20 protein-coding genes are annotated in these 20,500 nt (G+C 58.0%); 7 read left to right on the top strand and 13 right to left on the bottom strand.

What is annotated here, in order from left to right; all coding sequences use genetic code 11:
• The first annotated feature begins 47 nt into the window (after positions 1 to 47).
• Positions 48 to 1,634 (top strand): alkyl hydroperoxide reductase subunit F, encoded by a 1,587-nt coding sequence (gene ahpF / locus AC27HQ_RS05075; RefSeq protein WP_487154963.1) that lies wholly within the window; start codon positions 48 to 50, stop codon positions 1,632 to 1,634.
• Positions 1,635 to 1,697: 63 nt separating this feature from the next.
• Here ahpF and AC27HQ_RS05070 read toward each other — a convergent pair whose 3' ends face one another.
• From AC27HQ_RS05070 to purU, 3 genes are all read right to left on the bottom strand, one after another.
• Positions 1,698 to 2,939, bottom strand: coding sequence for a cyclic di-GMP phosphodiesterase (locus AC27HQ_RS05070; protein ID WP_487154962.1), 1,242 nt, complete (start codon positions 2,937 to 2,939; stop codon positions 1,698 to 1,700).
• A 268-nt stretch (positions 2,940 to 3,207) separates the two neighbouring features.
• Positions 3,208 to 3,621, bottom strand: a complete 414-nt coding sequence (locus AC27HQ_RS05065; protein WP_487154960.1) for a CBS domain-containing protein — start codon at positions 3,619 to 3,621, stop codon at positions 3,208 to 3,210.
• Positions 3,622 to 3,666: 45 nt separating this feature from the next.
• A complete protein-coding gene (gene purU / locus AC27HQ_RS05060; protein WP_487154959.1) occupies positions 3,667 to 4,518 on the bottom strand; it encodes a formyltetrahydrofolate deformylase in 852 nt (283 codons plus the stop codon).
• A gap of 251 nt (positions 4,519 to 4,769) precedes the next feature.
• Between purU and mvaT the strand changes: the two genes are divergently transcribed.
• Positions 4,770 to 5,147, top strand: coding sequence for a histone-like nucleoid-structuring protein MvaT (gene mvaT, locus AC27HQ_RS05055; RefSeq protein WP_487154958.1), 378 nt, complete (start codon positions 4,770 to 4,772; stop codon positions 5,145 to 5,147).
• 62 nt (positions 5,148 to 5,209) lie between these two features.
• Here the strand turns inward: mvaT and sbcB are convergent, their stop codons facing one another.
• From sbcB to AC27HQ_RS05035, 4 genes are all read right to left on the bottom strand, one after another.
• Entirely contained in the window at positions 5,210 to 6,652 is a 1,443-nt protein-coding gene (sbcB, locus tag AC27HQ_RS05050; protein WP_487154957.1) for an exodeoxyribonuclease I, read from the bottom strand.
• A 44-nt stretch (positions 6,653 to 6,696) separates the two neighbouring features.
• The gene (locus AC27HQ_RS05045; protein ID WP_487154956.1) at positions 6,697 to 7,089 is read right to left on the bottom strand and encodes a PilZ domain-containing protein; all 393 of its coding nucleotides are present in this window, start codon (positions 7,087 to 7,089) and stop codon (positions 6,697 to 6,699) included.
• A 1-nt stretch (position 7,090) separates the two neighbouring features.
• Positions 7,091 to 7,516, bottom strand: a complete 426-nt coding sequence (locus AC27HQ_RS05040) for a DUF4124 domain-containing protein (protein ID WP_487154954.1) — start codon at positions 7,514 to 7,516, stop codon at positions 7,091 to 7,093.
• A 104-nt stretch (positions 7,517 to 7,620) separates the two neighbouring features.
• Positions 7,621 to 7,983, bottom strand: a complete 363-nt coding sequence (locus tag AC27HQ_RS05035; protein WP_487154953.1) for a tetratricopeptide repeat protein — start codon at positions 7,981 to 7,983, stop codon at positions 7,621 to 7,623.
• A 156-nt stretch (positions 7,984 to 8,139) separates the two neighbouring features.
• On the opposite strand from AC27HQ_RS05035, the gene AC27HQ_RS05030 reads away from it, so the two are divergent.
• Positions 8,140 to 9,078, top strand: coding sequence for a universal stress protein (locus AC27HQ_RS05030; RefSeq protein WP_487154952.1), 939 nt, complete (start codon positions 8,140 to 8,142; stop codon positions 9,076 to 9,078).
• Between the two features lie 2 nt (positions 9,079 to 9,080).
• Here the strand turns inward: AC27HQ_RS05030 and AC27HQ_RS05025 are convergent, their stop codons facing one another.
• From AC27HQ_RS05025 to edd, 3 genes are read right to left on the bottom strand one after another with little or no spacing between them, the layout of a single operon-like run.
• A complete protein-coding gene (locus AC27HQ_RS05025; RefSeq protein WP_487154951.1) occupies positions 9,081 to 9,728 on the bottom strand; it encodes a bifunctional 4-hydroxy-2-oxoglutarate aldolase/2-dehydro-3-deoxy-phosphogluconate aldolase in 648 nt (215 codons plus the stop codon).
• 16 nt (positions 9,729 to 9,744) lie between these two features.
• Positions 9,745 to 10,446: a 6-phosphogluconolactonase gene (pgl, locus tag AC27HQ_RS05020; protein WP_487154949.1), complete on the bottom strand. Its 702-nt coding sequence runs from the start codon at positions 10,444 to 10,446 to the stop codon at positions 9,745 to 9,747.
• On the bottom strand, positions 10,436 to 12,277 hold the full coding sequence (edd, locus tag AC27HQ_RS05015) for a phosphogluconate dehydratase (protein ID WP_487154948.1): 1,842 nt from the start codon (positions 12,275 to 12,277) through the stop codon (positions 10,436 to 10,438). Before edd ends, pgl begins: the two co-directional genes overlap by 11 nt.
• A 105-nt stretch (positions 12,278 to 12,382) precedes the next feature.
• Between edd and pyk the strand changes: the two genes are divergently transcribed.
• On the top strand, positions 12,383 to 13,834 hold the full coding sequence (gene pyk / locus AC27HQ_RS05010) for a pyruvate kinase (protein WP_487154947.1): 1,452 nt from the start codon (positions 12,383 to 12,385) through the stop codon (positions 13,832 to 13,834).
• A 100-nt stretch (positions 13,835 to 13,934) separates the two neighbouring features.
• Here the strand turns inward: pyk and AC27HQ_RS05005 are convergent, their stop codons facing one another.
• A complete protein-coding gene (locus AC27HQ_RS05005) occupies positions 13,935 to 15,455 on the bottom strand; it encodes a fumarate hydratase (RefSeq protein ID WP_487154946.1) in 1,521 nt (506 codons plus the stop codon).
• Positions 15,456 to 15,720: 265 nt separating this feature from the next.
• Here AC27HQ_RS05005 and AC27HQ_RS05000 point away from each other — a divergent pair, with 265 nt between their 5' ends.
• On the top strand, positions 15,721 to 16,656 hold the full coding sequence (locus tag AC27HQ_RS05000) for a 2Fe-2S iron-sulfur cluster-binding protein (RefSeq protein ID WP_487154944.1): 936 nt from the start codon (positions 15,721 to 15,723) through the stop codon (positions 16,654 to 16,656).
• 33 nt (positions 16,657 to 16,689) lie between these two features.
• Positions 16,690 to 17,454 carry an enoyl-CoA hydratase gene (locus tag AC27HQ_RS04995; protein WP_487154942.1) on the top strand — a complete coding sequence of 255 codons (765 nt, stop codon included), beginning with the start codon at positions 16,690 to 16,692 and terminating at the stop codon, positions 17,452 to 17,454.
• Here the strand turns inward: AC27HQ_RS04995 and AC27HQ_RS04990 are convergent.
• Together AC27HQ_RS04990 and AC27HQ_RS04985 are read right to left on the bottom strand one after the other, a co-directional pair.
• Positions 17,447 to 18,607, bottom strand: a complete 1,161-nt coding sequence (locus tag AC27HQ_RS04990; protein ID WP_487154941.1) for a phospholipase D-like domain-containing protein — start codon at positions 18,605 to 18,607, stop codon at positions 17,447 to 17,449. The two genes, AC27HQ_RS04995 and AC27HQ_RS04990, sit on opposite strands and share 8 nt — an antisense overlap.
• A gap of 19 nt (positions 18,608 to 18,626) precedes the next feature.
• A complete protein-coding gene (locus tag AC27HQ_RS04985; protein WP_487154939.1) occupies positions 18,627 to 19,409 on the bottom strand; it encodes an oxygen-binding di-iron domain-containing protein in 783 nt (260 codons plus the stop codon).
• Between the two features lie 194 nt (positions 19,410 to 19,603).
• On the opposite strand from AC27HQ_RS04985, the gene AC27HQ_RS04980 reads away from it, so the two are divergent.
• A complete protein-coding gene (locus tag AC27HQ_RS04980; protein ID WP_487154937.1) occupies positions 19,604 to 20,356 on the top strand; it encodes a GNAT family N-acetyltransferase in 753 nt (250 codons plus the stop codon).
• Positions 20,357 to 20,500: the final 144 nt, after the last annotated feature.

Raw genomic sequence — 20,500 nt, 5'->3', positions numbered from 1 at the left:
GGGTTTTTTATTGCCTGCATTTCATACTTATCAGGATGGACACGCTCATGTTGGACGCGAATCTGAAAAAACAGTTGGACACGTACCTGCAGAACATCGTTAAACCGATTGAACTCAGCGTGTCCGTCGATGACAGCCCGAAAGCACAGGAGCTACATGCCCTGGCTGTTGAAATTGCCGAAATGTCGAGCAAAATCGGTCTGGTTGCCAGCGCCAATCAGCGCACGCCAAGCATGGCCGTTGCCGTGGCGGGAGAAGCGCCGCGCGTGCGCTTTGCCGGCATCCCGATGGGCCACGAATTTACCTCGTTGGTTCTGGCTCTGCTGCAAACCGGCGGACACCCCTCCAAGGCCGATCCGGCGCTGCTTGAGCAGATCCGCAATCTGGAAGGTCAGTACCATTTCGAAACCTATATTTCTCTGTCCTGCCAGAACTGCCCAGACGTCGTTCAGGCCCTGAATCTGATGGCCACACTGAACCCGAACATCAGTCATGTGATGGTCGACGGCGCGCTGTTCCAGGATGAGGTAGAAAGCCGTCAGATCATGGCGGTACCGGCTGTTTATATGAACGGTGAACTCTTTGGCCAGGGCCGGATGAGTCTGGCGGACATCGTCAACAAGCTGGATACCGGCGCAGCCAAGCGCAAGGCCGCCGAGCTGAGTGAACGTGCACCCTACGAAGTACTGATTGTGGGTGGCGGTCCCGCCGGTGCCGCTGCGGCTATTTACGCCGCGCGTAAGGGTATCCGTACTGCGCTGGTAGCCGAGCGCTTTGGCGGCCAGGTGCTGGACACCGTGGGTATCGAGAACTTCATCTCCGTGCCCTACACCGAGGGCCCGAAGCTGGTCGCCCACCTCGAGCAGCACGTCAAGGAATACGAGGTTGACCTGATCACCGAACAACAGGCCAGTAAATTGATTGGTGGCGAGCTGCTCAAGGTCGAACTGGCCAGCGGTGCTACCCTGAGCAGTCGTTCGGTCATTCTCGCCACCGGTGCACGCTGGAGGGAAATGAACGTACCCGGCGAGCAGGAATACCGTGGCAAGGGTGTAGCCTACTGCCCACACTGTGACGGCCCGCTGTTCAAGGGCAAACGCGTCGCCGTGATTGGCGGGGGCAACTCCGGCATTGAAGCGGCCATTGACCTGGCCGGGCTGGTCGAGCATGTCACCGTGCTGGAGTTCAGCGACACCCTGCGTGCCGATGAAGTGCTTCAGCGCAAGGCCCGCTCCATGTCCAATCTGACCATCATCAAGAACGCCGAAACCACCGAAGTGCGGGGTGATGGCAACAAGGTGAATGGCCTGACCTATATTGACCGGGTCAGCGGTGAGAGTAAGCAGATCGACCTGGCCGGAATTTTTGTGCAGATTGGTCTGGTGCCCAATACCGAGTGGTTGAAGGACAGTAGCCTGACCTTGAGCCGGCACGGCGAGATCGAAATTGACAGCCGTGGCGCCACGTCAATGCCGGGCGTCTTCGCCGCGGGCGACGTGACCAACGTGCCGTTCAAGCAGATCATTATCGCCATGGGGGCTGGCTCGACGGCCGCCCTGGGCGCCTTTGATCATCTGATCCGCACACCCAGCCCACAGACAGTCCATGCATCCAGCGAGGCAGAGACCGCCTGAGCTATCTGTGATCAAAAAAGCCGCATCAATCGATGCGGCTTTTTTATGACACTGTAAACAGTATTAACCGCCCGCTTCCAGCCAGAGCTTCTCCAGCCCACTAAAACCCCAATCCTCAGGGCTTTCTCGGGACACAATTGCATCCACCACGCCCTTTGCCGCCAGATCAATCTGCTCCAGTGGGACCTTCTGACGCAACCTGATCGAATAGAACACACTCAAACGGGGCGTCAGCAAAGACTGCTGACCTTGCTCGATAACCACGGCCAGGCGCTCTGATTTCAGCCGAACCAAGGAGCCCACCGGATAGATACCGAGCATGCGCACAAAGAGCTTGAACAGAACAGGATCGAAATGCCCCTGCCAACTCGCCATGCGACTCAGCGATTCGGCCGGATCCCAGCCTGATTTGTAAGGACGATTGGAGGTAATGGCATCGTAGACATCACAGATCGCCCCCATACGGGACAACAAGCTGATGCGATCTCCGGCCAGCTTCGCAGGGTAACCTGTACCATCAACTTTTTCATGGTGATGCAGGCACACATCCAGCACTTCAGTCGGAATATGTCCGATTTGCATCAATAGCGCATGACCTTTCTCGGGATGACTGCGCATGATGGCAAACTCATCATCGGTCAACTTGCCCGGCTTGTTCAGTATCTCCTCGGGCATCAGCGCCTTGCCGGTATCGTGCATAAGACCGGCCATACCGGCCAGCCTGACGGTGTCCTCATCACAGCCATACTGACGAGCCAAGCCAAGCATCAGAGCAGCCACAGCCACTGAGTGCATATAGGTGTACTCGTCCTTATGCTTGACCCGAGCTACGCTGATCAGGGCATGGGCATTACGGTGCAAGGAACTGGACATATCACCAATCAGCTCCATCAAACCTTCGGTTTGTAGCGCCTTACCCATTCGCGCATCGGCAAACATGTCCAGCACCGCATGCTTGGCTTTACCGATGATCTGCCGAGCCCGCTCGACTTCGTCCTGCATGCGGCAAGGACGCAGGTCGTGCATCTGCTCGGATGACTGAGGCGGAATGTGTTGTGCTGGCTCGGGTAACGGGTCTGCAACAGGCTCGGGCTGGAGCGCATGGGAAACGACATCCTCGACGTCGACGCCTCGTTCTGTATCAATAATGATTTCCAGAACAGAACTGGCCAGCAGCTTGTCCAGGCTTGCCTGATCCTCAATCAAAAGCTGCCTGGACCAGAAGGGGTGGTGCATCCAGGGGCCACAGAACTTGTGTACAAAGATGCCGATGCGCGCCCGACGGGTAGAAATGGTTTTGAGCATGGATTGTGACGTAGCCTGATGACTCAAACGGCACTACGCTGTGCAATGCCTTCACTGTCAGTGTGCCAGTATAGTACAACTTGGGCGCTACAAACTGTCGCCTGATGGCAGTAAATCACTACAATTTGAAAAATCAGCCCCCAGATTATCCGTCAGCTCTTCGGGATCAAATCGGGCAAGACAGCCTCCCCCTTTAATCTCCGGCGCCACTGCAACAGCGGCGCTCAAGGGGTCTGCGGTGTCATCTGTAGATGTTGCGTACTGCTCGCTATTTGGGTGCACCATGTTCATTGTATGCCTTGACTGCTCGCAAAATATCACGCCGGCTGATCTGTCCAACCAGAAGGCCTTCATCCATTACCGGCAAGCGCCGACGGCCCTTGTGGATAAAATGTTCTGCCGCCTTGACGATGTCGGCGTCGGCATCAATACTCTCGACCACCTCGGTCATCACCGAACGCACCGTACCGCCCGCCTCTTCAAAGTAGCTGCCACTGAGAATCCCGCGCAGACAATCGCTTTCTGACAAGAGTCCGAGCAGGTGACCATCCGCATCAACCACGGGCGCACCAGAAATGCTGTTACCCAGCAGTGCATCAATGGCCTTGAACAGGCTCATGTCGGGCGAAAAAGTGATCAGATCGCGCGTCATGTAATCCCGTACCTTGACTGATTTGAGCATAAACTGTCCTTCCCCTGAGTGTCTTCGTGATCCCTGCTTTCAGCTTCAACCAAAGACCACTGTCTTGTTATCGTGAACCAGCACCCGGTCTTCCAAGTGATAGCGCAAACCACGAGAAAGTACCATTTTTTCAACGTCTTTTCCGAGCCTGACCATGTCATCGGCATTGTGTCTGTGACTGATGCGCACCACATCCTGCTCGATGATGGGGCCGGCATCCAGCTCATCAGTAACGTAATGACAGGTAGCCCCGATCAGCTTGACACCGCGCTGTGCTGCCTGGTGATAGGGCCGCGCACCGACGAATGAGGGCAGGAAGCTGTGGTGAATATTGATCACGCGGTTAGCATAACGCTGACAGATATCGGCGGGCAGGATCTGCATGTAGCGTGCAAGGACAATGCAATCAGCCTGCTGGGCATCAATCAGACTTGCCACCTTGGCAAAGGCCGGCGCCTTGTCATGCGGGTTGACGGGCACATGGTGAAAGGGAATGCCGTGCCATTCGACCATGCTGCGCAGATCATCGTGATTGGAGATGACACTGGTAATGTCACAGTCAAGCTCACCGCTATGCCAGCGATGCAGCAGATCTGCCAGACAGTGCGATTCCTTGCTGGCCATCAGAATGACTTTCTTGCGCTGCGCCGAATCACTGACATGCCAATCCATTTCAAACTCGCGGGCGATTGTCGCAAAAGCCGTGCGCAATCCTTCCAGATCAAAAGGCAAGGAGTCCGCCTTGACTTCATGGCGCATGAAGAACCAGCCGGACAGGTTATCCGAGTGATGATTGGCTTCAGTAATCCAGCCATTATAGGTTGCCAATACATTACTGACCTTGGCAACGATCCCCACACGGTCAGGGCAGGCAATAACCAATCGAAAAGTGCGCATTACTCTTGCTCCAGCGGGCAAGCCCGTTGCGTTGAAAAACCACATTCTATCCTGTCAGCATGACAATAACAGCCTTGCTGCCACAGAAATCCGCGCCAGTAAGAAAAGCCCCGGGCACAGAACAACTTCATTGAATAGTTACATTTGACCCTTAACTTATCTATCAACTTTGCAACTAACGTTGTATAAATTTTAACCATGCAATATACTCTTCGAGTTATAACTTCAAACCCCGATTCAAGGTAACTTACATGTCTACTCTTCAAGAATACCGTCAACTTCAACAGACCGTTCGCGATCTGACCGAGCGCATGAACGCACTCTCCAATGATTCGCGCCTGAAACAGGAAATCGAATTCGAAGAGAAACTTCGTCAGCTGATGGGGCAGTACAGTAAATCATTGAAAGATGTGGTTGCCATTCTTGATCCCGACAACAAGCTGAACGCCTCCGGCAAGGTTGCCAAAGGCGCTGGCTCGGTCAAGCGCGCACGCAAGGTAAAGCAATACAAGAACCCGAATACCGGTGAAGTGATTGAAACCAAAGGTGGCAATCATAAAGAACTGAAAGCCTGGAAAGAGAAGTACGGCGCCGATAAAGTCGAATCCTGGGTCACCATTCTGGGTTGATCGGGCACAAGCTCTTGGTCACCGAATAAACCCCGCGGCAGCGGGGTTTATTTATTCCAGCATCACACTGTCAGATGCAAAGTTGCCGCCCGTTGCAGTGCTTCGTTTTTCCATGAACGCAACAGGTCATATTGTGCGCCATCGACCTGCTCAAGCGCTTTATCAACTTCCGCAATAAACGCATCCAATGTTATAGGTGCACCCGATAATTCTCCGTTCAAGCGTGATCGACAGAAGCCCTGCCAGACTGAAACCTCACTGCTGGACAGCGTCTCGGGGTAATTGCGCGCCCGATAACGAAAAAGCAGATCAGACAGACGTTGATCCTGCAGGGGCCAGGGCGTTTTAGCCAGGAGTTGTGGTTCGGCCTCTCGGATCAGAGCGCTGGTACGCCGGTCGGCGTCACTGATAAACCCATCGTAGAGCTGCTGCTCAACATCGGATTGATCCCCCCCCTGCCCTTCGCTGCGGTAAATCTCTGCCAGGGCCTGAGCTTGAACACCACGCAGGGATGCCACTTGCCGTGCACGGGCCAGTAACAGGCTCATATCCAGTTCCAGACGCTCGATATCAACTGGGCGCAATACCTTGATGTCAGCCAGCATCGGACACTTGTTGATGTGCACCAACTTCAATCCGGGACGCAACTCACCTTCTGCCATGTGCTCAGTTCGGGTATAAAGCCGCTCGCGTAATTGCTCCGCCGTCAGGTCCGTCAGCATCTGGGGATCAACCTGCAAATCCCAGACGATCAGCGCATTGCGATTCTCCGGGTGCCAGGCCAGAGGCATCACCAGCGCCAGGTTGTGCCGTTCGCGCGAGAAGCGACCCGAGACATGCACCAACGGCCGAACAGCCTGCAGATCTATCAGCTCACTGACCCGGTGCTTGCTGCGCAAACGCAACAGATAGTCATAGAGCTTGGGTTGTGCGGCTTTCAGACAGCGGGCCAGGGCAATGGTCGCGCGCACATCGGCCAGCGCATCGTGGGCCTGGCCATGATCAATGCCGTTTGCCGCCGTGAGCAATTCCAGGCGCAGGCTGACCATGCCCTCCTGCTCGGGCCATTGAATGCCATCCGGACGCAATGCGTGGGCTGCGCGCATCGCCTCCAGCAAATCCCAGCGACTGTTGCCGCCTTGCCACTCGCGGGCATAGGGGTCATGGAAGTTACGATAGAGGCTGAAACGGGTCATCTCGTCATCGTAGCGCAGACTGTTGTAGCCGACACTACAGGTGCCCGGCTCAATCATCTGCGCATGCAGGCGACCAATAAAATCGGCTTCGGATAAACCCGAAGCCAATCTCTGCGGACTGATTCCGGTCACCAGACAGGCCATCGGATGCGGCAGGATGTCGTCTGACAAACGACAATCAATACACAGTGGCTCGGCAATTTCGTTTAACTCGGTGTCGGTACGCACACCGGCAACCTGAACCGGTCGGTCACGCCGCGGATCAATGCCCGTGGATTCAAAGTCGTACCAGAAAAACGAATCAGCCATGATCTCACCCTGCGCAAAACTGCAGGGTAACCCATGGGGACGGATCAGGCATCCACAGGATGAGAAAAGCTGAAGTACCGTTCCAGCGCATCGGCCAGTGCGGCAAAAGAACGGTGATTCTCGGTGATGCTGAAGCCACTGTCGTAATGACCGGGGGTTTCATCAGCCCGGCACCAGTGACTGACAGCAGTAAAGTTGATGATATCGGGATCACTGGAATCGGATGGCAGCCGTAACTGCATCGAATAAGCCGCCCCGAGCAGCAGCGGCAGACTGCTGATCAACATGAAACCATCGCGGGAAATATTGCCTATAAATCCCATGGGCTTGCCAGTATGGGCGTTGAACACCTGCAAGTAGCCGGTCAACTGCTGGCGGGAGATAAGACGTTGGTCCTGGTGACCTGATGGATCAACCAGTGGGGGTAATGGCAGCATGTCAGCAACGCTCCTGAATTTGCGTTTCAAGTTCTGACCTTCGCTGTTGGACGCGACTACGATCGACTTCTACCTTTTTACCGCTGGCGTCGGTTTCATACCAGAAAACCCGGCTGTCATATCGTGCCAATTCTCTGCCCATGCGTTCACAGGCTTCACGCTGCCGGGCCAAACGCTGGGCCTGGGCGGCCTGCTCGGCACTGCGCTCCTCACGCCGAACCTCCATAAGCCGACGCATGGCCTCCTCACTTTGGCGAACCGAGGCATCACGCTCTATGACCTGCGGGTTGACCTCAATGCGCTCGGCACCCTGTTGCGGCCGCTCACCAAAGTGCACACGGCCCTGATCATCAACCCAGCGGTAAATCTCGGCGTGCACCGGCACTGACAACAACTGGGCTAGCACTAGCCATAAGAACCTGTGCATACACAGCCTCCTTCTGTGCATCAGCCGGACCACCCGGCAGATTAAAACAGCAGGATACGCCTGAGTAGGCGCTGGTCAAGTACACCGCGGATCTGACGCAGGCATCAGGGCCTGGCGTCGCTGCCAGGGGCATAATGACCAAGCTGCTGCAACGTCTGCAGACGGGCGGCAGCGCGAAAACTGTATTCGCTGGACGGATAATGTCTCTGTATGAACATGTAGGTCTGAGCCGCATCCAGATACAGTGACTGGCGCTCAAGACACAACCCGCGCAGCAAGGTCACTTCCGGTTGACGCTGGTGAGCACGGAAGCGCGGGCGGCGTTCTGCGCTGGACAGCTGCAGATAGACCTCATCACAGTTGCCCATTTCATAGGCCCGATAGGCATTATTGATATCAGCGTCGTGGTTGGTTGAGGTGCAACCGGCCAAGCCCAGCACCAGCCCGATAAAGAGGATTTTTTTCATAACCACAGTCACCTTGTTGAGTTGCCAGCGTATCGGCCGGCAACAGACTTTCTGAAGCGATTTTGATCAAGGTCAGTGTCAAAGCAATACACTGTGCACTATGGTATGTGCATCCGTTGCCCACATCGGCAAGACCGCAACACAAGGAGCCAAGCCATGCATATCCAGCACATGCTGGTCATTATCGACCCTACCAGCGAGGACAACCAACCTTGCCTGCGCCGTGCCGAGGAGATCGCCGGGCATTTTCCCCGGGCCCGCATCACCCTGTTCATGTGCGACTACAATGCAGCGCTGGATGGTGGCTTGCTGTTCGATACCCGCGGACTGGAGAAAGCCCGCGCCTCGCTGATAGACCATCGCCGGCAGCAGCTCGACAAGCTGGCATTGCCATTGCGTGAAAAAGGCATTCAGGTTGATGTCGAGGCCGTCTGGGGCAAACGCCTGGATCGCCATCTGCTGCGCGCTGTAGCCGAAAACAAACCCGACCTGGTATTGAAAACCACCCATCATCACAACCTGATCAAGCGCCTGCTGCTGTCAAACACCGACTGGCAGCTTATCCGCTTCTGCGAAGCGCCCCTGTGGCTGGTCAAGCGTGCCGAGCAACCCTTGAAAAATCTCTGTGCCAGTATCGATCCGCTGCATGAAGCCGACAAGCCAGCCAGCCTTGACCTGAAACTGATCAGCACAACCCAGGGGCTGGCCAGTCAACTCGGTGCCAGCATGCAGCTTGTGCATTGCTATAACCCGCTACCGCGCACCTTGGTGTTTGATGCGAGTGTGATCGCCGATTACGACGGCTATGCCGGTGATGTGTGCCGACGCCATGCCCAGGCCTTCGAACAGATGGCCGACGCCCTGCGGATTGACCCCGACGCCCGCCATCTATTGCAGGGCTACCCGGAAGAAGTCATTCCACCTTTTATTGAAGATCAACAGGTTAACTTGCTGGTTATGGGGGCCGTCTCGCGTTCACGGCTGGACACTGCACTGCTGGGGCATACCGCAGAACGTCTGCTGGACGATTGCGGCAGCGACATTCTGGTCATCAAACCGGATGGCTTTACCGACCCGAGCAAGCCAAAGGACTGAGTTCAACCTGCCAACAGCGCTGTCGCCTCGGCAGCCAGACGGCGAATGGCATCCCAATCCCCGGTTTCAATCAGTGACCGGGGAGCCATCCAGGTGCCGCCTACCGCCATGACATTGTCCAAGGCCAAATAACTCGACACGCGATCCGGGCTGATCCCGCCAGTAGGACAAAAGCGCACGCCCTGAAAAGGACCGGAGAACGAACGCAAGGCCTGAACGCCACCACACACCTCAGCCGGAAAGAGTTTGAAGCGACGATAACCCAACCGATAGCCCATGAGAATCTCCGAGGCCGTGGCCACACCTGGCAACAAGGGCACCGGACTCTCCAACCCCAGCGTCAACAACTCGTCGGTACAACCGGGCGTCACCACAAACTGTGCGCCGGCATCCAGTACCGATTGAAACTGACGGCCATCCAGAACCGTACCCGCGCCGATACAGAGCTCAGGTCGCTGCTGTCGTAACAGGGCAATGGCCGGCAAGCCCAGCGGCGTGCGCAGAGTAATCTCCAGCGTCTTGATACCGCCCGCCGCCAAAGCATCAGCCAATGGCAGAATGCTCTCTTCAGACTGGATGCTGATCACCGGCAAAAACCTGGCATGGGCAAATATGCCGTCCAGCGTGCGTGTATTGTCTGACAGGTTCATGCTGCTCCTGTTAGCCTCATGGGCTGTAGTAAATAGCCAGTGGCGGCTGCAGGAAGGCGCTCACCGGCAGGTGCTCCGGCGCAGCAGCAAAAGCTTCGCACAGACGCTGACACTTATCCTCACCGCAGATGACCAGCAGTTGCAAGCCTGCGCGGTGCAAGACGGCGCCGGTCAGCGTCAGCCTGGGACTTTGAGCTGCGGGAAAAACAGCGGCACAGTGCTGTTCAGCCCGGTCACTGAGCAGTGCCGCCAGCCCGGGCAGACCGGGGAACAAAGAAGCACAATGTCCATCAGCGCCCATACCCAGCACGCAAAGATTGAGCGCCGGCAAGGCCTTCAAATGCGCAGCAGCCTCCGCGGCATCGGCTTGCGGACTGTCGCCACGGTATAGCGGCAACCAGTTCACCTGTTTCATTACCCTGGGCATGCAGCGCCTGAGCAGGCCGGCGTTGCTGTCGGGATGCGACTCGGGCACCCAGCGCTCATCGACCAGGGTCAAAGTGACTCGCTGCCAATCCAAATCCTGCTGACCGAGCAAACGCAAATAAGCCTCCGGGCTGCGACCACCGGACAAGGCCAGGCTCGCCGCCCCACTGACATCGATGGCCTGGCGCAGCGTGTCAGCTATGCGCTCGGCTACGGCCACAGCCAGCTGTGCCGAACCATCGGCGACATGCAAAGACAGGCCGCGCTCGGCTGCCAGATGCTCAAGTCTCATCCGGCTTCCGCCCATCGGCTGCAGCCAAGCCGGCAGTAAAGCAACTGGCACCCTGCTCGGCCGAGCTCACAGCCCCGCGCATAAAGGCAAACAACTCGCGCCCCCAGCCTGTCCTGACCGACTCGGGCGGCTGCACCGGCTCACGGGCCAGCCATTGCACCGGCTCTACAGCCACCTCAAGCTGGCCCGCCGCCGCATCGAGACTGACCATGTCCCCATCCCGCAGGCGTGCCAGGGGGCCACCAGCGCTGGCTTCAGGGCACAAATGAATAACCGCCGGTACTTTACCCGAGGCCCCCGACATGCGACCGTCCGTCACCAGGGCAACGCGAAAGCCGCGGTCCTGCAGCAAACCAAGATAGGGCGTCAACTTGTGCAGTTCCGGCATGCCATTGGCGGTCGGCCCCTGAAATCGCAAAACAGCGACCAGATCCTGCTCAAGCTCGCCCGCCTTGAAGGCCGCGACAAAATCCTGCTGACTGGCAAAAAGGCGGCAGGGTGCCCTCACCTGCCAATGCTCCGGTTTAACCGAAGATACCTTGATGATCCCACGGCCCAGGTTGCCCTGAACCAGTCGCAGACCACCATCCTGACTGAAAGGGTTGTCATGGCTGCGCAGAGTACCCTGATCCAGACTCTGCTGTGGCCCGTCTCGCCACTGCAACCTGCCCTCATCAAGGAACGGCTCCTGGGTATAACGGGCCAGACCTGGACCCGCTACGGTGTCCACATCGGCATGCAGCAAGCCGGCGTCCAGCAGCTGACGGAACAACCAGGCGGTCCCGCCAGCAGCCTGAAACTGATTGATATCGGCCGTGCCATTGGGATAGATCATGGCCAGACCGGGTACGCAAGCAGACAGTTGATCCATATCTTCCCAGCTCAACTGCAGGCCGGCACACTGACCGATGGCAATCAGATGCAGGGTGAGGTTGGTCGAGCCACCGGTAGCCAGCAGCATGACCAGCGCATTGATCAACGCCCGCTCATCCAGAATGGCAGACAGGCGCCCCGTGCCATTGCGCGCCAGCCTGACGACCTGGTGTGCAGCATGTTCGGTCAGCGCTTCGCGCAGCGGACTGTGGGGATGCACAAAGGAGGCGCCGGGCAATTGCAGGCCCATGGCTTCCAGCAGCATCTGATTGGTGTTGGCCGTGCCATAGAAGGTGCAGGTACCAGGCCCGTGATAGGCCTGCATTTCTGCTGCCAGCAACTCCTCACGGCTAACCTTGCCCTCGGCAAATTGCTGCCTTATCTCGGCCTTGGTGCTGTTTTCCAGACCCGAACTCATGGGACCTGCGGGGACAAAGAGCACCGGTAGATGCCCGAAGCGCAAGGCCCCCATCAGCAAGCCCGGCACGATCTTGTCACACACGCCCAGACACAGGGCGCCATCAAACAGGTTGTGCGACAGGGCAATGGCGGTGCCCATGGCAATCACATCGCGACTGGCCAACGACAGCTCCATACCCGGCTCACCCTGAGTCACACCATCACACATGGCCGGCACACCACCCGCTACCTGTCCGGTCGCGCCAATGCCGCGCAAGGCCTGGCGCAACTGCTCGGGAAAGGTCTCGTAAGGTTGGTGCGCCGAGAGCATGTCGTTATAGGCCGTGACCATGGCCACATTGACCTCATCCATCATGCGCAGGCGGTCCTTGTCCGCCGGCTGACAGGCCGCCAGGCCGTGGGCCAGGTTGCCACAGGGCAGACTGCGACGACCCTGCGGCCGCGCAGCCGCGTCAGCCATCTGCTGCAGATAGACGGCACGGGTGGCCCGGCTGCGCTGGCGCAGCCGCTCGGTTACCTCAATCACTAGCGGGTGCATGGTCAAGCCTCACTCGAACGCGAATGGCATCGGAGCCTGTCATGGTACCCTTTTATGATCTATTGTAATGACCATAATTCCGCCTCAACATCATAGGGACATGCCATGCCGTTGCGTCGCACCAAGATCGTTGCCACCCTGGGCCCTGCCACCAACAGCCGTGACCGGATTGCCGCACTGATTGATGCTGGCATGAATGTGGCGCGGCTGAACTTTTCCCATGGCAGTCCGGACGAGCACCGTGAGCGCGCCCGACTGGTGCGCGAAGTGGCCCGCGATAAGGGTGTCCATGTTGCCCTGCTGGGTGACCTGCAAGGACCCAAGATACGCATCGCACGTTTCAGCGACGGTAGCGTCCAGCTGGATGCCGGCGAGCGCTTTCGTCTGTCAGTAAGCCACCCGCTGGACCAGGGCGACCAGGACATTGTTGGTATCGACTACCCGGAACTGGTGAATGACTGTCGCGCCGGTGACGAGCTGTTGCTGGATGATGGTCGCGTGGTGCTGCGGGTCGACAGTGTCGGTCGGGATGAAGTGCGCTGCACCGTCACCAGCGGCGGCATACTGTCCAACAACAAGGGGATCAACCGCCGTGGCGGCGGTTTGTCGGCGGCGGCACTGACTGACAAGGACCGATTTGACATCACCCTGGCTGCCGAACTGCAGATGGAATACGTGGCCGTCTCTTTCCCGCGCAATGCCGATGATATGCGTCTGGCACGCAAACTACTCAAGGACTCCGAATCACAGGCCTGGCTGATTGCCAAGATTGAACGCGCCGAGGCCGTGGCCGACGAACAGGCCCTGGATGGACTGATCAGCGCCAGCGATGGCGTCATGGTGGCCCGTGGCGATCTGGGTGTGGAAATCGGCGACGCCGAACTGGTCGGCATCCAGAAACTCATCATCACCCGCGCCCGCCAGCAGAACAAGGTCGTGATCACTGCCACACAGATGATGGAGTCGATGATCAACAGCCCGATGCCGACCCGCGCCGAGGTCTCGGACGTGGCCAACGCCGCACTGGATTACACCGACGCGGTCATGCTCTCGGCTGAAACGGCGGCAGGCAACTATCCGATCGAAGCGGTCAAATCCATGGACAGAGTCTGCCTCGGGGCAGAAAAGCACCCCACCAGTCAGCACTCCGGGCATCGCCTCAACCAGCAGTTCAGCCGCTGCGACGAAACCGTTGCGCTGGCTGCCATGTATGCCGGCAACCACTTCCCCGGTGTTACCGCCATCATTACCTTGACGGAAAGCGGCTATACGCCACTGATCATGTCGCGTATCCGCTCGCATCTGCCGATTTTTGCCTTGAGTCCGCATGCCGAAACCCTGGGTCGGGTAGCCCTGTTCCGCGGCGTTACCGGCATACGTTTCAATCCGGTGGAAATCACTTCAAGTGATGTCAACCAGGCTGCTGTCAACGCCTTGCTAGAGGCCGGCCATGTAGCGCCAGGAGACTGGGTCATACTGACCAAGGGCGATGTCTACAACTCGCGCGGCGGCACCAACTCAATGAAGTTGATGCAGGTGGGGGAACGGCTGGTCTAAGGATCAGCGGCAAGTTTCAAGCTACAAGCTTCAAGTAAACCCGACCCACTCGACCTTGGGTTTTAACTTGTAGCTTGCCGCTTGTAGCTTGCCGCTGTGTTCAGATCTCTACAGCGAGGCTATCGGCAATCTTTTTCTGCCAGATGGCTGGGCCGGTGATATGGACCGACTCGCCCTTGGTGTCGACCGCGACGGTGACCGGCATGTCCTTGACCTCGAATTCGTAGATCGCCTCCATACCCATTTCCGGGAAGGCCAGCACCTCGGCCTTCTTGATCGCCTGTGCCACCAGGTAGGCGGCACCACCCACGGCCATCAGGTACACCGCCTTGTAATCCTTGATCGCTTCGATCGCAATGGGGCCACGCTCGGATTTACCGATCATGCCCAACAGACCGGTCTGATCGAGAATCTGACGGGTGAACTTGTCCATCCGCGTGGCGGTGGTCGGACCTGCCGGCCCCACGACTTCCTCACGCACCGGATCAACCGGACCTACGTAGTAGATAAAGCGGCCTTTCAGATCGACCGGCAGTTGCTCGCCGTTATTCAGCATCTCGACCATGCGCTTGTGCGCCGCATCGCGGCCGGTGAGCATCTTGCCCGACAGCAATACCGTCTCACCGGTTTTCCATTCCAGCACATCCTCAGGCTTGAGGGTGTCCAGATTGACCCGGCGTACACCCGTACCGACTTCCCAGGTGATATCCGGATAAGCCTCCAGCGGCGGCGGTGCCAGTACCGCTGGGCCACTGCCATCGAGGACAAAATGCGCGTGACGGGTCGCGGCACAATTGGGAATCATGCATACCGGCAAACTGGCGGCATGGGTTGGATAATCCATGATCTTGACATCCAGCACCGTGGTCAGGCCGCCCAGCCCCTGGGCACCGATGCCCAGTGCGTTAACCTTGTCCATGATCTCCAGACGGAGCTCTTCCACACGATTCTGCGGGCCGCGCGCGCGTAGCTCGTGAATATCAATGGAGTCCATCAGTGACTGTTTGGCCAGCACCGCGGCCTTCTCTGCCGTACCGCCAATACCGATACCCAGCATACCTGGCGGACACCAGCCGGCACCCATGGTCGGCACGGTCTTGATCACCCAGTCGACAATCGAGTCGGAGGGGTTGAGCATGACCATCTTCGATTTGTTTTCCGAGCCACCGCCCTTGGCCGCCACGTCAAACTCGACGGTATCACCCGGTACCATCTGGTAATGAATGACCGCCGGAGTATTGTCCCTGGTGTTGGTCCGTTTGCCCGCTGGATCGGCCAGTATCGAAGCGCGCAGCACGTTCTCCGGCAGATTGTAGGCGCGCCGCACACCCTCGTTGATCATGTCGTCAAGGCCCATGGTGGCGCCATCCCAGCGCACATTCATACCGATTTTGACGAACACCGTGACAATACCGGTGTCCTGACAGATCGGCCGGTGACCAGTGGCACACATGCGCGAATTGATCAGAATCTGTGCCATGGCATCACGCGCGGCGGGTGACTCCTCGCGCAGATAGGCCTCATGCACAGCCTGGATAAAGTCCACGGGGTGATAGTAGGAAATGTACTGCAGCGCGTCAGCCACGCTCTGGATCAGGTCGTCTTGCTTGATTAAGGCCATGCTCGGACAGGCTCCTCTTCTCTGACGGGTGGCTGAGCGCCAGGCCAACGGGCCAATGGCGTTGCCGGATTCACGGACAAGACAGGGCGGCAGACGGCTGCCTTGCCTTGAACAACAGGGTGGTCGATTATACCCGAGCTTGTTCTGCGAGGTAGCCTTCATGACCGACTTTATCTTGTGCTAGTTTGCTTTCACCCTACTGACCACGTGATCCAGGCCGCCAAGGCAGGGGATCACGACCTATGCGCCGTTGATGAGACCCGCCATGCCTGAGATTCACCTGCCAGACCAAACACTGCAGGCTGACGAGGGGGCCAACCTGCTCGACTGCTTGCTGGAAAATGGCATTGCCCTGCCCTGGTCATGCCGCGCCGGCCACTGCCAGAGCTGCCTGGTGCAAAGCCTGGACGGCCGTGTGCCTGCAGCCGCACATGCTCAACTCAGCGTCGAGCAACGGCAATCGGGCTGGCTGCTGGCCTGTCAGTGCAAAATCGACTCAGCCATGCAGATCAAACCCTATGACCCATCCCGCGACGGCATGGCCGCCAGGATAGTCAGCCTGTCTCATTTGTCCGGTGATGTGCTGATCCTGCGTTTGAAGCCAGAACGGCCGCTGCGCGTCAAGGCAGGCCAGCATATGCTGCTGTGGCTGGCAAATGGACTGTGCCGCCCCTACTCCATTGCCAGCCTGCCCAGCGAACCCGAACTGGTATTCCATGTGCGTCTGCACCCGGCAGGCCAGTTCAGCACCGCCATTGCTGCCTGCCAGGCCGGAGACATACTCAGTCTGTCTCCGGCCAGCGGGCACATGCACTACGACCCTGACTGGCAGGACAAGCCCCTGTTACTGCTGGCCAGTGGCACTGGCCTGGCACCGTTGCAGGCCATCGCCAGACAGGCCTTGCTCGAGGGTCATGGGCAACCGATACAGATCTGGCACTGGAGTCATGGCAGTTCCGGCAGCTACTGGGGCGATCGCTTGCAGGCGTTGAAGCTGGACAGCCCACAACTGGAGGTTCATCTCGGCGACAGGGCCAATCTGGCTGCCGATCTGGCACATCTGCGACTTGTCTCGCGGCGCACCCAGGCTTTAGTCTGCGGCTCATCCGCCTTTATCGAACAGGTACGCAAACGGCTTTTCATGGCCGGACTGGCTGCCCGCCAGATTATTGATGAGGCCTTCGTCAACCGACGTCCTTGATGCCGCATCCAAGCCACTAACTGGAGCCCCCCCGTGACAGACCATCTGCTGATTGAACAAAGTGACTGCGTACTGACCCTGAGCATGCACCGTCCGGACAAGAAAAACGCCCTGACCCGGGCCATGTACAGCGCCATGGCCGAGGCAATCAATGCCGCCCAGCACGATGACCGTGTTCGCGCAGTGATTATCCAAGGCAGCAACAGCTGTTTTACCAGTGGCAATGACGTCGCCGACTTCATTTCGGTTCCACCCTCAGGGCCCGACAGCCCGGTATACCATTTCCTCAAGGCCATCTGTCATGCCCAGAAACCCTTGATTGCCGCGGTCAACGGCCCAGCTGTCGGCGTCGGCACCACCTTGCTGCTGCACTGTGATCTGGTTTATGTCGGTGAGAAGGCCCGACTGAAAATGCCCTTCGTCAACCTCGGACTCTGTCCGGAAGCGGGGTCCAGCTTTCTGCTACCGCGCCTGCTGGGACATCTGCGGGCCGCGGAACTGCTGTTACTCGGAGAAGAGATCAGTGGTGCGCGGGCAGCCGAAATAGGCTTGGCCAACAAGGCCCTGACTGATGGTGATGCCGTGCATCAGGCCGCTCGTCAAGCTGCCCTGAAGCTGGCCGCACTACCGCCCAACTCAGTGCGCCTGAGCAAGCAACTGATCAAGGAAGGGGTGACGAGCCAGGCAGAACTGGTGATGGAGCGCGAAGGCGAGCATTTTGCCGAGCTGCTGGCCGGTCCCGAAGCGCGCGAGGCGCTGACAGCCTTCATGGAGAAACGCCCGGCGGTCTTTATCTGATACCAAACCAGCGCATCACCAGTCTGTTGACCAGCCCCCAGAGGCCGATCTGCAGGCGGTGCTGCCAGGCCAGTTGTTGCCAGGCCGAATAACTCCATTCCGTACTTTGCTGAAAATCCTCGGACAGGTATTGCGCCACCTGTTCGGCCAGTGCCTGATCAATCACCTGCTGGTTAGCTTCCAGATTCCAGTGCAGCGTCCAGTGATCGAAATTGCATGAACCCAGAGAGATCCAGTTGTCCACCAGCGCGGTTTTCAGATGCAGAGCCCGAGACTGGTACTCATGAATACGTACGCCAGCCTTGAGCAAGGTGCGGTAGTAGCGCTGTCCGGCATAACGCACGGCAGGATGGTCGATTTGCTGACCACAGAGCAGCAGACGCACATCCAGCCCCCGTCGAGCCGCTCGCTTCAGAGCCCGACGGATACGCCAGTTGGGTAGAAAATACGGCGTAGCCAACCAGACACGCTGCTCAGCCCGGGCAATTTCCGCCAGCAAGCAACTGACCATTTCTTTCACATGCCGTGAGTCGATATAGGCAACACGGGCCAGACCCTCATCACCCTGGGGCGGCGCAGGCACCCGTCCCGAGCGTTTACTCAGGCGTAGCATGGGCGGCAGGCCAGCGCGCCTGCAGAGCCGCCACTGACGCTCAAACAGGGTTTGCCAATCCTCAACAACCGGGCCTTCAACCCGCAGCATCTGCTCGTGCCAGTGAACTTGACCCTGCTTATCCGGCTGACAGAACTCGTCAGTCAAACCCATACCACCGACCATGACGACGCGCTGATCAAACACGAGCAACTTCCGATGATCACGGTGCAGGTTGCGACTGCCGGCAAACCAACGTAGCGGATTGTAGAAACGCAACGCGACTCCGGCATCACGTAATTGCGCACGTTCCTTGTTGGCCAGCTCCTTGGAGCCCACTGCATCGAGCATCAGGCGCACTTGCACGCCGCGACTGACCGCTTTAAGCAAAGCGCTGATGATGCGCTGGCTGGCCTGACCTGAACTGGACAAATACAGCTCGATATCAATCTGTGACTGGGCCGCCTCAATCTCCCGCAGCACGGCCGGAAAGAAGGCGCCACCATCAATCAGCAACTGAAACCGGTTGCCTGCATGCCAGGGAAAGAGCTCGCCAGTCATATCGCTCCATAGTCAGGGCTCAGGGAATCCGGTAATGGGTCTGATCGAGCAGATCCATACCGCACTCCAACTGGCTGATCCAGTCAAGAAAGGCATTGATCATATCAGGGCCAACGAAGGGGCGCCCGTGCTGTGGCACCATCATTGCCGGCTTGAGCGTCCGAATCATGTTGGCCCACAGACGACAGGCCTTGTTGCCGGCCATATAACGGCGGTGAAAGCCCTCCATGCTCGGCAGGTGCTCGGCAAAATGGCTGACCGGGTCAGCATCATCGAGCATGGATGCCCCCATGTCACCGGAAAACAGAATGCCGCTGACCGGATCATAGAAATGCAGGTTGCCCACCGAATGCAAGAAATGCGCGGGCAGGATTTTCAGCGTGCTCTTGCCAAGCGGAATATCCATACCCTTGTCGGGCACCGCAATCATCCTCTCCGTGGTTGCCATGCCCTGGCCGCGACTGAGAAAACCGGCCGAGAGGTGCGGCAGAAAACGCGCCCACAACTTGGAGCACACCACCTTGCAATCGGTATGCAGAAACCATTTGTCCAGCGAAGCAATGATGTCAGGGTCCTGGTGCGAGGCAAACACATAGGTCAGCTTCTGCAAAGGAATATAGCGACTTAATGCCAACGACAACGGCATGTAGGTCAGGTCGCCGCCCGGATCAAGCAGCGCATGTTCATCATGATCAATGATCAGAAACTGGTTGGACTGCACGCCGTCGCCGGTGACCAGTTGATCAAAACACAAAACCTTGTGCGGTCCGTTGTCAAAAAGCACTCTTGCCACGCTGGCCATGATTCTCTCCTGAAGTAGACGCTGCCGGATGCAACGGCGGACTTTATAAAGCAGCATGAACACAGACATACTGACCTGTATCAATGCTCGATCCGACTGTCACAGCCCCGCCACGAAAGCGTCACATGACTGACACCGGCATGCCATAGCCTCAATCAGGAAACAACAAGAGGCTTTGCCATCGGAGGTTCGTCATGTCCCATGCTGCGCTTGCAACTGATCAAACAGTATCCCGCCACCTGAGTCTGGAGCTGGTGACCGAGCATGAAACGCTCAGGGCTGCTCAGGCCTTGCGCTTTCAGGTGTTCAGCGAAGAATGCGGTGCCCAACTGCATACCGAGGAAAACGGGCTGGATCAGGACCTGTTCGACCTGCATTGCGAGCACCTGGTCGTCCGAGATGTACTGAGCGGTCAGGTGGTAGCCACCACACGTCTGCTGGACAGCAGTCGCGCGCGCCGAGCTGGCGGTTTCTACAGCGAGGGTGAATTCCAACTGGTCGGCCTGCAGCAACTGCGTGGCGACATTCTTGAAATCGGACGCACCTGCGTGCATCCCGACTACCGCAGCGGGGCAACCATTTCCGTGCTCTGGTCAGGGCTCGCGCAATTGATGAACGAGCGGCATTACGCCTGGTTGATGGGCTGCGCCAGTGTCGGCATGGGTGACGGTGGTGTGCAGGCTCATGCCATCATGCAGCGCCTGCGCGAACGCTATTTGTGCCGTGAGTGGCTGAATGCCATTCCGCGTCTGCCGATCCCCGCGATGGATTTGCCGGAGAACGTCACAGCCCAATTACCGCCGCTACTCAAGGCCTATATGCGACTGGGCGCAAAAATCTGTGGCGAGCCCTGCTGGGATCCCGAGTTCAATGTGGCTGATGTATTTATCCTGCTGCGCCGCGAACAGCTCTGCCCGCGCTATGCCCGTCACTTCAAGACAGCCTGAGGCTTAAGCGGAATGTTAGCGAGACGCCTCAGACAACTCTGGCGAGTGCCGGCCATCTGCCTGTGGCTCGGAGTCGGACTCGTGATGGCGATGATAGTGCTAACGCTACATCGTTGGCGCCCTGAACAAACTGCCGTCTGGCAA

It is taken from the genome of Halopseudomonas sp. 4NH20-0008, from assembly GCF_057548395.1.
This window is presented reverse-complemented; position numbering and strand designations above follow the sequence as displayed.